Source organism: Rhodococcus sp. P14 (assembly GCF_000256505.1).
Lineage (GTDB): Bacteria > Actinomycetota > Actinomycetes > Mycobacteriales > Mycobacteriaceae > Rhodococcus > Rhodococcus ruber.
In genome coordinates this window covers 1-14,246 of record NZ_AJFC01000045.1, presented here as the reverse complement: position 1 = coordinate 14,246, position 14,246 = coordinate 1, and the positions used below count along the sequence as shown (strand labels likewise).

Genomic DNA, 14,246 nt, shown 5'->3' with positions numbered 1-14,246 from the left:
CTCGGTGTAGGGAATTGGGCCGATTTTGGAGGGGCGGAATTCCACTGCATTGGGATGTGAGACGCATACGCGCATTTCCTGTTCGTCGGCGAAACCTGCTTCCTTGAGGAACGGGATCGAATTCTGAACTGCGGCTACTTCTGCGATTGCAGCAAGTGCATGTCGGTTGTTCTGCCTGACAAACTCGCCGAAAATGGGATCGCTGGCGGAAAACCCGTATTCCTCCAGGTTAGTGTCGGACTTGTGAAGGATCTCGTGTAGGCGGGATAACACTGAGTCTGTGTATTCTGCCTGTCCCCATTCGAAGAATCCCCCGTAGGCGACGGACCCGTGCCGTACGGACCGTTCATCGGGTTGGGACTCCGAAAGTGATTTCGTCAGTTTGTGTTCATCGAACGTGATGCAGTACCCGTCTGTCGCGTAACCGCGCCATTGTCCGAGATCGTCGAAACATCTGGAAAAGCAGCACACGTACTGCCCATCCTTGGGACTTGGGCCAGTGCTCTCTAGCATCGTGATTCCAGCCTGCACCGCATTCTCAAGTTCGATTGAGTACAGAATCGTCGGCGAATCAGATTCCTTCGCTCTGGCCAGGGAGTCTCGCAAGGCGTCAATCACTGCTCGCAGGCCAAAGTCATACTCGAGTGAGTCGTTTAGAAATTGAATATTCGTCGCCCAGAGTTTTTCGCCTTGAATGATGCCGATGAGTCCACCAGTGTCGGTGTAATGATGGACTTCGCCATTATCGGGCACAAAATAGGCTTTCTTCATAGGCTGATCGTCTCACGCGGGTCCGACACGCCCTTAGTGCATGCACCTGCGGGGCTACAACGGGGCTAAGACGCCTGTATGGAACTGCATTTCCCCAGGTAGATCGGCTAATTGGGCGTGGCGCTAGCGTTCCGCTTCAACGTGTAGTGGGGCCCCGACGTCGGGGACACCGGCTCGGTGTCTGCCGTCGCCTCCCCCAGGTTGCCGAGCGCGACGCCACCACACACGCTGCGCTCAGCACCCCGGCACGGGTGCCTCGCCCAGCGTCCGGCGGGTGACGAACCTCCGCGGCGTCCCCGACAGCGGATCTCTGAATTCCAGTTCCCGCGCGAGCAATTGGAGTGGGAGGGAATGATCGTCCGGGGCCTCGGGCAGCAGGTCGGGATACCAACGGTCGCCCAGGATCCCGGCGCCGAGCGCCGCCAGATGCACCCGCAACTGGTGCATCCGTCCGGTGTGTGGACGCAGAACCGTGTGCAGCACAGCACGTCCGGAGGCGCTCACGCCGGTCCCGCACACCTCCACCACCGTCTCGGCATTGGGCTCACGGAGGTTGTCGACGACCACCCGTAGTTCGCCGCGCCGCGCCTCGATGTGGTTGCGGTAGACGGTGGGCAGGGCGCGACCGGCAAGCGCCGGTGCGTCCGGGTCCCACCCGGGCGGTCGCGCCGACACCGCCTCGTAAACCTTGACGACCCGCCGCTTTTCGAACAGCGACTGGTAGGCGCCGCGCGTCGCGGGGCGGGCCGAGAACATCACCAGGCCGGCGGTCGCTCGGTCGAGTCGATGGATCGGTGTCAGGTCCGGGTTGTCGAGGCGGGTCCGCAACCGGACGAGCGCGGACTCGCGCAGGTATCGTCCGCCCGGGGTGGTCGGGAGGAAGTGCGGTTTGTCGATCACGACGAGATCGTCGTCGACATGCAGGATCTCCTCCTGGAACGGCATCGGTTCCTCCACCGGCAGATCGCGGTAGTACCAGATGAACCGGTGCGCGCCCAGCGCGGTGCCACGACCGATCGGACTGCCGTCGGAACCCACGATCTCGCCGGCGTCGAACCGCCGGTACAGGTCGTCGGCGTCCAGGTGGTCGAACCTCGCGACGACGTACGCGGCGATCGTTGCCCACGGACCCGACGCCGGGACGCGCAGGCGCGTCGGTCCGATCCCGTCCTTGACGGGAAGCGGTGAGGGCATCGGCACGCCCGTCATCATCCCACCGCCTGCCGGCTCGTCCGCGCCGCGGGTCGGGCCGAGACGTGGGTGGGACGGTCCGGCCCACAAGCGATCGCCGGGCCCCGCGGCGCGGAACCCGGCGATCTGCTGCGACGGTCGATCAGTGGAGCCCGACGACCTCCTGGGCGATGGCGGCCAGGCGGGTCTGGGCGGCCGACACGACGCCGTGCCGGTTCTTGTGGGCCTCCTCGTATGCGACGATCGTGCGCACGTCGGCCGGTTCGGTCAGTTCCTTGACCTCGGCGACCGCCTGGGAGACGTTGAGGCTGTCGTAGTCGGCGATCGGAAGTTCCTCGGCGGAGAGGATGCCGGTGGCGCTGCGCGCCGTGTGGATGGCCCGGGCGGTCCCGTCCGCGCCTTCGCGGCGGGTGATCCGTTCGGCGGTCTCGAGCGCCGCGTCCCGGCTGGCCGTGAGGGTCTTGGTGGCGACGTCGCCGGCATGTGCGCCACGGGCCAGCAGCGACCCCAGGGCGGGCCGGGTCGAGCGGGCGGCGTCGATCGCGCGGTCGATGCCGCGCGTGGACCACATCAGCGGGACGTTGACGATGCGCACGGCCGCGCCGGCGGCGGCCTGCAGCGGGGTCCGTCGCAGCGCGGCGGGCCCGCCGAGGGCGTCCTCGGCCAGGACGGTGGTCAACCACTCCACGGTCGCGCTGTGGGCGGTGATCAGACGATCGGCCAGGCCGACGACCGCGGGGGTCTGGGCGGCCGTGGCGAGGGCCTTGAGGTAGCGGGCGCGGTCGAGAAGCTGGTGCTCGAGCGCGAGGTCGCCCAGGAGCGCCTCGTCGAACGGCTGGGCCTGTTCGGCCATGGCCTTCACCGCGGCGGCGGCGCGGCCGACGAACGGGCCGATGACGTCGGGCAGGCCGCCCAGTTCGCGGATGGTGCGTTCGATGGCCTCGGCGCGGTCGCGGCCGTTGGCTGCGTTCTCGGTCAGTTCGCGGCGGACCGCCTCGGTGCGGGCCTGGGCGATCCGGGTCTCGGCGACCTGGATCTCGGTGTTGGTCAGGTCGAGCAGTGCTCGCAGCTGGGTGAGCAGCGTGGCGGTGTCGGTCTTGGTCATCGTGCGTTCGCTCCTTCGGTCGATGTCATCGATGGGGCTCACCGACGTGACATCGTTCGGCTACCCGGCACCTACTGGCGGGTAACACTGTGTGAGGGAGAACACATCCGAGGGGCGCGTCCGGGTCCGGCACCGGCAGAAGGGACGGGGATCAGTCCGCGCGCGACAGCACCGCGACCAGGAACCCGGACCCGTCGGTGAACGGGCGCAGATCCCAGGTCGAGAGCTTCAGGTCCACCGCGAGACCGCCGGCCGCGGCGTCGGCGAGGAACTGCGGGAACTCGTAGCCCCGGTCCGCGCCGAACCCCACGACCGCCCGACCCGTCGGGGCGAGATGACGGGCGAAGCCCGCCAGGACCGCACCGCGAGTGGAGGGCGCCAGGAAGGTCATCACGTTGCCCGCGCAGACGATGACATCGAAATCGGCCGCGACACCGCGGGCCGGCAGATCCAGTTCGGCGAGATCGCCGACGAGCCAGGTCGGGCCGGGATGGTCCTGTTCCGCAGCAGCGATCAGGACCGGATCCACGTCGACGCCGACCACCACGTGACCGGCATCGTGCAGATAGCCACCGATCCGTCCCGGGCCGCAGCCCGCGTCGAGGACTCGTCCGCCGCGGTCGAGCATGGCGTCGACCAGCCGGGCTTCGCCGACGATGTCCTTGCCTTCCGACGCCATCGTCCGGAACCGCTCGACGTACCAGGTGGAATGTGCGGGGTCGGCCGCGGTGATCTCTTCCCACTGGCTCGGGGTGCGATCGCTCATCGTCGTTCCTCCTCGATTCGGCGGGGCTGCGGTCCCCCGTGCGGCGGCCGTGGACCCCGCGGGGCGGCCGTAGAGCCGGCACGGCGGGCCGCAGTCACCGTATGCGGTCACCTTAGGCACTCGGGGTGCCGGTCTGTCGAGCGCACCCGCCGGCGCTCCGGCTGCGCAGACCCGTTCGATGACCGGTCACCTGCCGGGACCGGTTGACATCCGTGTGCCCGACCGCGAACGTGCAGTGGACGAGTCCGGCAGACGCTGCGCGGGTGCGCGAGTCCGGCTCACCTGTCCTCCGTACAGAGGAGTGCGATGTGAAGTCCGACTCCCGGCCCGGCGAGCCCCGCCGGTATCGCAGGGGCCGCACCCACCGCCTGGAGAACGTCGTGATGAGCGCGTTGGTGCGGGCCGGCGTCGTCCCGCATTCGTACCTGTTGACCACGCGAGGGCGTCGCACCGGCCGCACCCGCGCCAACCCCGTCACCGTCGTCGAGCATGCGGGCCGGCGCTGGCTGGTGGCGCCCTACGGTGCGGTGCCGTGGGTGCTCAACGCGCGCGCCTCCGGCCGCGTGGGCCTCACCCGCCGCTTCCGCACCCGCCACTACACGATCCGAGAGGTGCCGGCGCACGAGGCCGGCCCGGTCCTGCGGACGTACGTCGGCGTCGCGTCCGCCACCCGGGACTACTTCCGGGCCGGCCGCGACGCCTCGACGGAGGAATTCGAGGCGGAGGCCGACCGCCACCCGGTATTCGAACTCACCCCGGACCGCCGGCCCGAGAACTGAACGACGACGGACGACGGACGCGCTCGGCTGCGTCGGCCCCGATTCCCGACGGGGAGGTGCCCGCAGTTCTCGAAGAGGGACTGCGCCCGCGCGGAGATGCGGTCGCCGAAGCGCCACTACCGGCCCTGTTATTCGTTCGTGATCGAATGTTGCCGTTCGGTGATGTGAGTGAGGGTGGGAACGTCACCGGAGGGAGGAATGCTCGTGCACGGCAGGCTCACGAGTATCAGCAGCAACGGTCGAGCGCGGCCGTGCGGTGCGCACGAGGTTGGGACGTGACCATGGCGACCACACCGGCAATCCCCGAGATCTCCGGCGAACGGGCTGCATCGCTCGTCGAGAGTCCGAGAGTCGGGTGGATCCTGCTCGCGCTCTTCGGTCTCGGCGGTGGCCTGGTGGCGGCGTCGATCGCCGGGTCGCTCCTGATCGGGGTGTCGGTGGTGGTGCTCGTCGGAGGCCTCGCCGCGGTGCTCGTCGCCGCCGTCTGACCCCGGTCCCGGCTGGGGAAGGTCGGGACCGGTCCCTCGTCCGGCCTTTGCCGGGCAGGTCGCCCGTGCGACGCTGGGCACATGGTGTTCGTCCTCGCCGATCCCTCCCGGCCCGCGGTTCCCGGGGCCGCGGGTCTGCAGGTGACGCCGTTCTGCGCGCCGGTGCGCCGCCTCGACTCGGGTGCGCTCGCCGCGGTGGAGGTCCAGCTGCGCGGACCCGCAGACGGGCCGCTCGCCACCGCGGAGGCGCTGCGGGCCGCGGCACGGACGATGAGCGAGAAGCGGCACCTCGACCGCCTCAAATGGTCGGTCGCGCAGTCGCGGCCGGTCCGGACCGTTCCCGCGCTGGTGGCGATGGACATCGAATCGGTCGAGACCCTGGACGTCCCCGACGTGGAAGGGTAGCGGCGCGATGTCGTGGTGATCACCGAGGAGTCCCTGATCGCCGACCCGTCGCGGACGTTGCGCGCGGTGGCCGACGCCCGTCGCCGCGGCAAGGTCGTCGCCGTCGACGACGTCGGGTCGCGGCCGCAGTCCCTGGCCCTGCTGCCGCTCGTCGAGCCGGACGTGATCGTCCTGGCGCCGCGGCTGTCGGCCCACCGCGCGGACGATGCCACGGCCCGTACCGCGCACGCCGTGGCCGCACAGGTCGAACGGACCGGTGCGCTGGTGATCGCGGACGGCGTCGATACGGAACTGTGCCGGCGACGGGCCCTGGCCCTCGGGGCCACCTACGGGCTCGGGGCGCTCTATCCCGCGGTCGACACCCCGGAACAGCTCGCGGGGGACAGGGTCGACCCCTTCCCGCCCACCCCCGTCCGCGGCGCACCCTCCGCGGAGACGAGCACACCGTTCGCGATCGCCTCGGACGGGCGCCGGCCCGTGCACAGCGTCAAGCGTCTGCTCGTCGCGATGAGCACGAGTCTCGAGAATCAGGCCGGCGCCGCGGGCCCGGAGACCATCGTGCTCGGCACCTTCCAGTACGCCCGCAACTTCGGGGAGCGCACCCGAGCGCGCTGGCAGTACCTGGCGGATCGGGTCGCGTACGCCGGGGTGTACGGCGTGGGCCTCGGACCCTGTGCGGAGGCACGCATTCACCACGCGTCGCTGGACCCGGACGACCCGCTCGTCGAGGAGTGGAACGTCGTCGTCCTCGGCCCGTACTTCGCGTGTGTCCTGTCGGCCGTGGACCGGCATCGGGGCACCGGCGACCTCGATCGCGAGTTCGACTACGTCGTCTCGTACGACCGCGGCACCGTGGTGCGGTGTGCCCGTTCGATCCTGGACCGGTTCACGACGGCGTAGGACGGTCCGGCACGGGACCGATCAGCACCCCCGGATTCAGGATGCCCGCCGGATCGAGCGCCGCCTTGGCCGCCTGCAGGACCGCGGCGAACGGGCCGGGACGTTGGCGGTCGTACCAGGGCCGGTGATCGCGGCCGATCGCGTGGTGGTGGGTGATCGTGCCGCCGGCGCTCAGGAGTGCCTCCGACACGGCGGCCTTGATGTCGTCCCACTGCGCCACCGTGCTGCCCCACCGGCCCGCGGCGTAGATGCCGAAGTAGGGGGCGGGGCCGTCCGGGTACACGTGGCTGAACCGGCATGCGACCACCCCCGTCGCGCCCGCCCGGCGCAGCGCCTCGTTCGCGGCGTCGTGCACCGCCTCCCGCAGGGTGTCGAAAACGTCCCAGGTGCACGCGGTTTCGAAGGTCTCGACGATCATCGATCGGGCGGCCAGGGCATCGCGCAGGTACGGCATGCGCAGGAACGACGACCGCCACCGTCCCGCGGCGCCCGTGTCGGTCCCGTCCCCGGCCGTGTGCCGCGGCGGCTCCGGCAGGGTGCCGCCGTGCCCGCGGCACAGGTCGACAGCCCGGTCCAACCACGCGTCCACCGGGTGATCGGCGGACTCGAAGGCGAGCAGGAGGACGCCGCCGGGGGACGACGTGGCCGCGTTGACGAACGCCTCGACGGGGTCCAGCAGCCGGCAGTTGGCGGGACGCAGCCCCGACTGGGCGACGGCGCGCGTCGCGGCCACCGCCGCGCCGTAGTCGGCGAAGTGCACCGAGGCGTCGGCTCGCCGACGGGGGCGAGGCTGCAGCCGCATCCAGGCCTCGGTCACGATTCCGAGCGTCCCCTCGGAGCCGAGGAACAGGCGATCCGGTGAGGGGCCCGCTCCCGAGCCGGGCAGTCGTCTCGAGTCGCACGTGCCGGCGGGGGTGACGACCCGCATCGACTCGACGAGATCGTCGATGTGGGTGTAACCGGTCGCGAAGTGGCCTCCCGACCGCGTGGCCAGCCAGCCGCCCAGTGTGGAGAACTCGAAGGACTGGGGGAAGTGCCGCAGCGTCAGACCGGACGGGCGCAGGCCGTCCTCGAGTGCCGGGCCCAGGGTGCCCGCCCCGATGCGGGCCGCCCGGCTCGTGGCGTCGATCTCCCGGACCCCGGCGAGGCCGGTGAGATCCATGCTCACCACACCGGTGAAGTCGCCGTCGAGCCGTGGCTCGACACCACCGACGACGGAACTGCCGCCGCCGAACGGGATCACGGCGACGCGCGCCCCGGCGCACCAGTCCAGCACGTCCACGATCTCGGTTTCGGTGGTCGGCCGCACGACGAGATCGGGCGGATGGCGCAGGTCGCCGAGCAGGTTCCGCACCACATCCCGGAACGCGCGGCCGTGGGTGTGGGCTGCCCGATCCACCGGGTCGGAGGAACACAGCGGCGCAAGGGAATCGGGCGCCGCGATGCGTGCGGGCGGTAGTCCGAGCGACGCGATGTCCGGTGGCGGGTGGTCGGTCAGGTCGGCGCCGGGCAGCAGAGCCGAGGCGCGTGCGATCAGCTCCCGCAGTTCCCCGCCGCGTACGGCGTCCTCGACGGTGCCCCAGCCCCACCACGAACGCGTTCGGGTCACGACGCCCGCACCGGCGTGCGCGGTCTCACGGGGCGCCCTCCGGTGCCGACAGCACCAGGTCGGCGGTGGTGGTGAAGCCGACGGGCCCGCGCGGGACCCGTTCGGAACGTTCCAGCAGCAGATGGGCGGCGCGGCCGGCCAGGCGCAGCGTCGCGATCTGGTTGCCGAAGAACGGCCCGGTCGCGCGGGTCCACTCGATCGGTACCGGGGGCACCTCCGACACCCGTCCGAGCACGAAACGCACGGCCCGTTCCATCGCCCGGCTCCAGGAGACGCGGAACACCGCCCGGACCGCGGCGGGCACATAGTTGTGCAACGGCGAGCAGGTCAGCTGGAACACCCGGGTCGACATCGGATCCGGGAACCGTGCCTGCGCGACGTAGGCGTGGTGCACGTCGCCCGAGAGCACGCAGATCGTGGCCGGCGGACGGCCGGACGGTCCGGTGCAGCGGCCCCGGCCGATCTCCGCGAAGAGCCGGGCGAGCCGGTCGAACGAGTCGCGGAACGCCGCCCAGTGCTCGAGGTCCGCGCCGCGGCGGACGATCTCCGCCCAGCCGGCGACCCGTTTTCCGCGCACCCCGGCGGCGAGCCGCTCGTCCCAGGACTCGAGGTCGTGCAGCGCCCGCGGCAGCAGCCAGGGCAGCGACGTCCCGACGAGCAGGTGGTCGTAGTCGCCCTCCGTCTGCCGCTCGATCCAGGAGAACTCCGGGTCCGAGACCATCTCGCGACGCCCGCCGGCCAGGATCCGGCCGCAGCGCGAGTCGATCACCAGCAACCGGACGTTCCCGAGGTCGCGCCGGAAGGACCACAGGGTGCCCTTCGCGCCGTCGGCCTCCTCGTCCGCGGCCGACGCGAATTCCCGCAGCAGCGGCTCGGCATCCCCGTCGCACTTGCGGACGCGCTGGTACAGCTCGTTGCCCGCGAGCTCGGCGGGATCGAGGTTGCCGAGGTGCTGGTACACCCAGTACGACGCGAGGGCGCCGACGATGCGTTCCTCCCACCACGAGGTGGCTTCGACCTCGTCGCGCCAGGACTGCGAGGTGTTCCAGTCGTCGTGCACGTCGTGGTCGTCGAAGATCATCGAGGTGGGGACGGTGGACAGCAGCCAGCGCACGTGGGGGTCGGACCACGACTCGGCGTAGAGCCAGGTGTACTCCTCGTAGTTGCGGACCTGCGGGCCGGGAGGCTCGTCGAGGTCGTGGCGCTCGCGGACCCGCTCGAGGGTCTGGGCGGACAGTTCGTCGGCGTAGACCTGGTCGCCGAGGAGCAGCAGCGCGTCGGGCCAGCGGTCCGGTGCCCGGGTCGTCATGCGCTGCGCGTACGCGTCGAGCGCGTCGGCGCCGAGCTTGTCGTCGTTCTCGGTGGCGGCCGTGGTGGCGAACCGGCACGAACCGAAGATCAGTTCGAGGGGGCGGCCGGTGCCGAGGGTGCGGACGACGGACGCCGGGAAGTCGGGGGGCGGCCAGACCGGATGTCCGTCGAGGCGGACCTCGTACGGAGTGGTCGAGCCGGACTCGAGGTCGTCGATCACCACCAGTGCGTAGTGGTGACCGGCAACGGTCCAGGTGTGTTCCCGGTGGCCGAGGATCTCGACGGTGCACGGGTCCGACGTCTCCACCCACACGGTGGCGTCGCGGCGACCGACGTGCCGCAGGACCGGACCCAGGACGAGTTCTGCCATGGCGCCACCTACATCGGAGTTCGGCTCGGCGTTACAGCCATGCGCACGAGCCTACTGGCGCGCGGGGTCTGCGCGGTCCGGCTCGGCCGATTCGTCGTCGGGGGTGGTGCCGGGTGCCGATGCGGAGGATGGTGAGGGGTGCCGGGTGACCGGCGGACAGATGCGCACTGCGAGGGGAACGGAGCGGAGCAGTTGAGTACTCAGCCCAGGTCCGAGGACCCACTGGAGAACATCGACGAGGACACGAAGCGCCGGGCATCGGAGCAGGCGGAGGAGATGCAGCGCCGGTACGAGCCGGGGGCGCGCCCCACGGTGACGCTGCCCGGAACCGGGGGGACGGTGTCGGGCACGGCGTTCGCCGACATCGTCGAGACGGGGAGCGACGAGGTCGACGAGGAGGGCGACACCGCCCCCGGCCGGTGATGCCCGCAGGCCGTGGCACCCGCACTGCGGGTGCCGGGCGCGGTCACGTCCGGGCGAGCAGTGCGTCCAGTGCCGCGTAGCTCTGGCCGAGACCCTCGGCCATGCCGGAGTTCAGCATGCCGTCGCGTTCCTCGGAGGTGTGGAACTGCGAGACGGTGACCACGCGGGTGCGGCCGTCGCCGAGGTCTTCGAACGTCGCGGTGTCGATGGCGACGTACGCCGGCATGCCGTCCCATTCGAAGGACTGGACGATGCGGTCCTTGGGGGTGATCTCCCGGAATCGCCCTTCGAATCCGTGGGCTTCACCGTCGCTGTGCTCGACGAACCGCCAGTGTCCACCCCGTTCGAACTCGAAGCGTTCGACGTCGAGGCGGTTGCCCCGGCCCCACCACCGGGCGAGCAGCTCGGGGTCGGTGTAGGCGGCCCAGACGCGGTCGCGGTCGGCGTCGAAGACGCGCTCGACCCGGATCTCCCGCTCGTGGGGAGTCGTGACCGTAAGCGGGGCAGAGGGATTCGTGGTTGTCATGGCGTTCCTTTCGTTCGGTCGAGGAACTCCGCAAGGCGGTCCATGCGGCCCTCGATCATCTGCTGGTGGTCGCGGATCCAGTCCGCTTCGTGCTCGAGTCGGTTGATGCCGAGCCGGCAGTGGCGCACGCGGCCCTTCTTCTCGGTGACGACGAGACCTGCCTCCTCGAGGAGCCGGACGTGTTTCGTGATCCCGGTCGGTGTCATCCGGTACCGGGCGGCCAGGTCGCTGATCGAGGCCGGTCCGGCGCGCAGATCCTGGAGGATCCCGCGCCGGGTCGGGTCCGACAGCGCCGCGAACGTGGCATCGAGACTCGAATACTGAACCATCAGGTTCAGTGTTGCAGGGCTGCGGAGCCCTGTCAACGGTCCCGACCGGCCGATACTGTGCAGTTCATGCCGAAGTCCTTCGCCTTCACCACCGAGCTGGACCACCACGTCCGCGACGTGCACGCGGTGCTGCTCGACGAGCGGTACTGGCTCGACCGGGTGGCGGACCGGGCGAGTGCCACCGCGATCGTCGAGGAACCGCACGGTCCGGGCAGTGTGCGGGTGACCGTCACGGACCGGTCCGAACCCTCGGATCTGCCGTCGATCGTGCGCGGCGTGCTGCGCGGGCCGCTGATCGTCGAGCGCACCGACGAATGGGGTCCGCTGGTCGACGACGTCGCCGACGGGCTGCTGTCCGGAGGCGCCACCGGCCTGCCGGTCGCCCTCGAAGGACGATCCCGGCTGCGGACGAGCCGCACCGGTGGGACGTACGTCGACGTGCAGGGGCAGGTCGTCGTCCGGGTCCCGCTCCTCGGCGGCCGGATCGAGTCGATGGTGCACGGGATGGTCCGGCAGATCGTCGAGCACGATCGGATCGCGATCGCGGCGTGGCTGTCGCGCTGACCTGCCCCGACCGGTCCGGCAGCGCGCGTCGCGCGGCCGCCGCGGCGAGCGCTGTCGCCGGGATGTGATAAGCCGGTGCAGGACCGGAACACACCGAGCGACGAGGGGACCCGCGTGCTGACGCTGCACCGCGCCGAGCGCGCCGACACCCTGGCCGCCGCTCTCGCCGAGTTGCTCGTCGTGCCCCTCGCCGACCCGTTCGCCCGCGAGATCGTCGCCGTCCCCGCCAAGGGGGTCGAGCGGTGGCTGACGCAGCGGCTGTCGACGGTGCTCGGCGGCACCTGCGGTGACGGTGTCGCCGCCAACATCGACCACCCGTCGCCGGCACGGCTGGTGGACGAGGCGCTGGCCGCTGCCACCGGCCGGACGGCGGCGGACGACCCCTGGCACCCCGACCGGATGCGGTGGACGCTGCTCGACGTCGTCGACGACTGCCTCGACGAACCGTGGTGCACCGTCCTCGCCCGGCACCTCGGCCGCGACGGCGTCGATCACCGCGCCGGTCGACGCTACGCCACCGCCGCCCACCTGGCCGACCTGTTCCGCAGCTACGCGTCGCAGCGCCCGGAGATGCTCGTCGACTGGGCCGCCGGGCGCGACACCGACGGCACCGGCCACGACCTCGCCGAACACCTCGTGTGGCAGGCCCGGCTGTGGCGGCGGCTGCGCGAGCGCCTCGGCGACGACAGTCCCGCCGAGCGGCTCACCGCCGCCTGCACGCGGTTGCGCACCGACCCGGAGCTCGTGGACTGGCCGGCTCGGCTGTCGCTGTTCGGCCCCACCCGGCTCACCGTCGCCCAGTGCGCGGTGCTGTCCGCGGTTGCCGCGAACCGTGATGTGCACCTGTGGATTCCGCATCCGAGTCCGGCGATGTGGGAAGGGCAGGCGGCCGCGGCGCCGGTTCGTCGTCGCGCCGACGACCGCAGTGCCCTCGCGGTGCAGCACCCCCTCCTGGCGAGCCTGGCCCGGGACGTGCGCGAACTACGCGCGCACCTCGCCGGTCCCGGAGTCGCCGACGTGCACCACCCCGGCGGGACCGGCCCCGACACGCTCCTGGGGCGCCTGCAGGACGACCTCCGGGCCGACCGGCCCCCGGCCCGCTCCGCCGCCGCCGACGGCACGATCCGCATCCACGCCTGTCACGGTCCGGCGCGGCAGGTGGAGGTGCTGCGCGAGTGCCTGCTGCACCTGTTCGCGGACGATCCGAGTCTCGAACCCCGCGACGTGGTCGTCATGTGCCCGGATGTGGAGACCTACGCGCCGCTCGTGCAGGCCGCATTCGGCCAGGGTGCCGCCCGGCACGACACCTCCGGGCACCCGGGACACCGGCTACGGGTGCGTCTCGCCGACCGCGGCCTGCGCCGCACCAACCCGGTGCTGGCGGTCGTCGCGACGCTCGTGGGGCTCGCCGACGCACGGGTGACCGCCAGCGAGGTCCTCGACCTCGCCGGGGCCGCGCCGGTGCGCCGGCGGTTCGGCTTCGTCGACGACGACCTCGAACGGCTGCAGGAATGGACCGCCGCTGCCGGGGCCCGCTGGGGCATCGGCAAAGGGCAGCGGAACGCCTTCGGCCTCGGGGACTTCCCGCAGAACACGTTCGGCACGGCCCTGGACCGGATCCTCCTCGGCACGGCCGCCGACGAGTCGCAGAGCGAGTGGCTCGGACTCACGCTCCCGCTCGACGACGTCGAGAGCAACGACATCGACCTGACGGGACGGTTCGCCGAGTACATCGACCGGCTCACGGTGGCACTGCACGGCCTGCGCGGTCCCCAGCCGGCCGCGCAGTGGGCCGACGCCCTCACCCGCGCACTGGATCTGCTGACCGATGTCGATCCCGCCGACGCCTGGCAGCTCACCCAGGCTCACCGGGAACTCGCCGTCGCCGTCGAGCACGCCGGGCCGGCGCCGCTGCGGCTGGCCGACGTGCGGGCCATGCTGACGGCCCGGCTCGCGGCACGCCCGACGCGCGCGAACTTCCGGACCGGCGAGCTGACCGTGTGCACGATGGTGCCGATGCGGTCGGTGCCGCACCGCGTCGTGGTCCTGCTCGGCCTCGACGACGAGAGCTTCCCCCGCTCCGCCCACATCGACGGCGACGACGTGCTGGCAGTGAATCCCTGCCTGGGGGAACGTGATCCGCGCAGCGAGGACCGGCAGTTGCTGCTCGACGCCGTCATGTCGGCGGGGGAGACGCTGCTGCTGTTCTACACCGGTGCGGACCCGGTCACCGGTGCCCGCCGCCCCCCGGCGATCCCGCTGAGCGAACTGCGCGACGTGGTCGAGACGATGGTCGGTCCCGACGGCATGGCCGAGCTCCTCACCCGGCATCCGTTGCAACCGTTCGATCCGCGCAACTTCCGGCCCGACCGCCCGCTGAGCTTCGACCGGGCCGCACTCGCGGGGGCGCGCGCCGCGCAGCACCCGGCGAAACAGCGTCCCGGACTGCTGCAGCGGCCGCTCACGCCGGCCGCGCGCAGCGACGTCGACCTGGCCGACCTCGTCGCGTTCGTCACCCACCCCACCCAGGCGTTCCTGCGGCAGCGCCTCGGGGTGCGGGTGCCCGATCGCGACGAGGACATCGCCGACGCCCTCGATGTCGGCCTCGACCCGCTCGCCCGGTGGGACCTCGGCGACCGCATGCTCGAGGCGCTGCTCGCCGGCACGGACCCCGCGGACTTCCGGGCCGCCGAATGGCGGCGCGGCACC

At 71.3% G+C, this 14,246-nt stretch carries 15 protein-coding genes; 7 read left to right on the top strand and 8 right to left on the bottom strand.

The window, feature by feature from the left end; all coding sequences use genetic code 11:
- From OEY_RS29660 to OEY_RS0103455, 4 genes are all read right to left on the bottom strand, one after another.
- Nucleotides 1–771 (bottom strand): DUF2971 domain-containing protein (locus OEY_RS29660; protein ID WP_083846920.1); only part of this gene is annotated, 771 nt, incomplete at its 3' end.
- Nucleotides 772–1,005: 234 nt separating this feature from the next.
- Nucleotides 1,006–1,983: a pseudouridine synthase gene (locus tag OEY_RS0103465; RefSeq protein ID WP_010592554.1), complete on the bottom strand. Its 978-nt coding sequence runs from the start codon at nt 1,981–1,983 to the stop codon at nt 1,006–1,008.
- 121 nt (nt 1,984–2,104) lie between these two features.
- Nucleotides 2,105–3,067 (bottom strand): hypothetical protein, encoded by a 963-nt coding sequence (locus tag OEY_RS0103460; protein WP_010592553.1) that lies wholly within the window; start codon nt 3,065–3,067, stop codon nt 2,105–2,107.
- Between the two features lie 151 nt (nt 3,068–3,218).
- Nucleotides 3,219–3,833 (bottom strand): class I SAM-dependent methyltransferase, encoded by a 615-nt coding sequence (locus OEY_RS0103455; protein ID WP_010592552.1) that lies wholly within the window; start codon nt 3,831–3,833, stop codon nt 3,219–3,221.
- Between the two features lie 308 nt (nt 3,834–4,141).
- Between OEY_RS0103455 and OEY_RS0103450 the strand changes: the two genes are divergently transcribed.
- From OEY_RS0103450 to OEY_RS27980, 4 genes are all read left to right on the top strand, one after another.
- The gene (locus tag OEY_RS0103450; RefSeq protein WP_010592551.1) at nt 4,142–4,612 is read left to right on the top strand and encodes a nitroreductase family deazaflavin-dependent oxidoreductase; all 471 of its coding nucleotides are present in this window, start codon (nt 4,142–4,144) and stop codon (nt 4,610–4,612) included.
- Between the two features lie 281 nt (nt 4,613–4,893).
- Nucleotides 4,894–5,100 carry a hypothetical protein gene (locus tag OEY_RS0103445; RefSeq protein ID WP_029539881.1) on the top strand — a complete coding sequence of 69 codons (207 nt, stop codon included), beginning with the start codon at nt 4,894–4,896 and terminating at the stop codon, nt 5,098–5,100.
- Nucleotides 5,101–5,181: 81 nt separating this feature from the next.
- Entirely contained in the window at nt 5,182–5,505 is a 324-nt protein-coding gene (locus tag OEY_RS31095; RefSeq protein ID WP_237713719.1) for a hypothetical protein, read from the top strand.
- Between the two features lie 12 nt (nt 5,506–5,517).
- Nucleotides 5,518–6,405: a DICT sensory domain-containing protein gene (locus OEY_RS27980; protein WP_237713718.1), complete on the top strand. Its 888-nt coding sequence runs from the start codon at nt 5,518–5,520 to the stop codon at nt 6,403–6,405.
- On the opposite strand, the gene OEY_RS0103435 is transcribed toward OEY_RS27980, so the two are convergent.
- Nucleotides 6,392–8,014 carry an FAD-binding oxidoreductase gene (locus tag OEY_RS0103435; protein WP_010592549.1) on the bottom strand — a complete coding sequence of 541 codons (1,623 nt, stop codon included), beginning with the start codon at nt 8,012–8,014 and terminating at the stop codon, nt 6,392–6,394. The genes OEY_RS27980 and OEY_RS0103435 overlap by 14 nt on opposite strands.
- Nucleotides 8,015–8,039: 25 nt before the next feature.
- Entirely contained in the window at nt 8,040–9,695 is a 1,656-nt protein-coding gene (locus tag OEY_RS0103430; protein WP_010592548.1) for an alkaline phosphatase D family protein, read from the bottom strand.
- Between the two features lie 192 nt (nt 9,696–9,887).
- Between OEY_RS0103430 and OEY_RS0103425 the strand changes: the two genes are divergently transcribed.
- The gene (locus OEY_RS0103425) at nt 9,888–10,118 is read left to right on the top strand and encodes a hypothetical protein (RefSeq protein WP_026137637.1); all 231 of its coding nucleotides are present in this window, start codon (nt 9,888–9,890) and stop codon (nt 10,116–10,118) included.
- Between the two features lie 43 nt (nt 10,119–10,161).
- Here OEY_RS0103425 and OEY_RS0103420 read toward each other — a convergent pair whose 3' ends face one another.
- Nucleotides 10,162–10,644, bottom strand: a complete 483-nt coding sequence (locus tag OEY_RS0103420) for an SRPBCC family protein (RefSeq protein WP_010592546.1) — start codon at nt 10,642–10,644, stop codon at nt 10,162–10,164.
- A complete protein-coding gene (locus OEY_RS0103415; protein WP_010592545.1) occupies nt 10,641–10,973 on the bottom strand; it encodes an ArsR/SmtB family transcription factor in 333 nt (110 codons plus the stop codon). Before OEY_RS0103415 ends, OEY_RS0103420 begins: the two co-directional genes overlap by 4 nt.
- A gap of 66 nt (nt 10,974–11,039) precedes the next feature.
- Here OEY_RS0103415 and OEY_RS0103410 point away from each other — a divergent pair, with 66 nt between their 5' ends.
- Together OEY_RS0103410 and recC are read left to right on the top strand one after the other, a co-directional pair.
- A complete protein-coding gene (locus OEY_RS0103410; RefSeq protein ID WP_029539880.1) occupies nt 11,040–11,537 on the top strand; it encodes a DUF2505 domain-containing protein in 498 nt (165 codons plus the stop codon).
- Nucleotides 11,538–11,651: 114 nt separating this feature from the next.
- Nucleotides 11,652–14,246, top strand: a 2,595-nt coding sequence (gene recC, locus OEY_RS0103405; RefSeq protein WP_029539879.1) for an exodeoxyribonuclease V subunit gamma, incomplete at its 3' end; no start/stop codon positions are given.

Coding starts and splice junctions, on each gene's coding strand:
- OEY_RS0103465 (WP_010592554.1), bottom strand. CDS start 1,983: ATGATGACGGGCGTGCCGATGCCCTCACCGCTTCCCGTCAAGGACGGG.
- OEY_RS0103460 (WP_010592553.1), bottom strand. CDS start 3,067: ATGACCAAGACCGACACCGCCACGCTGCTCACCCAGCTGCGAGCACTG.
- OEY_RS0103455 (WP_010592552.1), bottom strand. CDS start 3,833: ATGAGCGATCGCACCCCGAGCCAGTGGGAAGAGATCACCGCGGCCGAC.
- OEY_RS0103445 (WP_029539881.1), top strand. CDS start 4,894: ATGGCGACCACACCGGCAATCCCCGAGATCTCCGGCGAACGGGCTGCA.
- OEY_RS31095 (WP_237713719.1), top strand. CDS start 5,182: ATGGTGTTCGTCCTCGCCGATCCCTCCCGGCCCGCGGTTCCCGGGGCC.
- OEY_RS0103430 (WP_010592548.1), bottom strand. CDS start 9,695: ATGGCAGAACTCGTCCTGGGTCCGGTCCTGCGGCACGTCGGTCGCCGC.
- OEY_RS0103420 (WP_010592546.1), bottom strand. CDS start 10,644: ATGACAACCACGAATCCCTCTGCCCCGCTTACGGTCACGACTCCCCAC.
- OEY_RS0103415 (WP_010592545.1), bottom strand. CDS start 10,973: ATGGTTCAGTATTCGAGTCTCGATGCCACGTTCGCGGCGCTGTCGGAC.
- OEY_RS0103410 (WP_029539880.1), top strand. CDS start 11,040: ATGCCGAAGTCCTTCGCCTTCACCACCGAGCTGGACCACCACGTCCGC.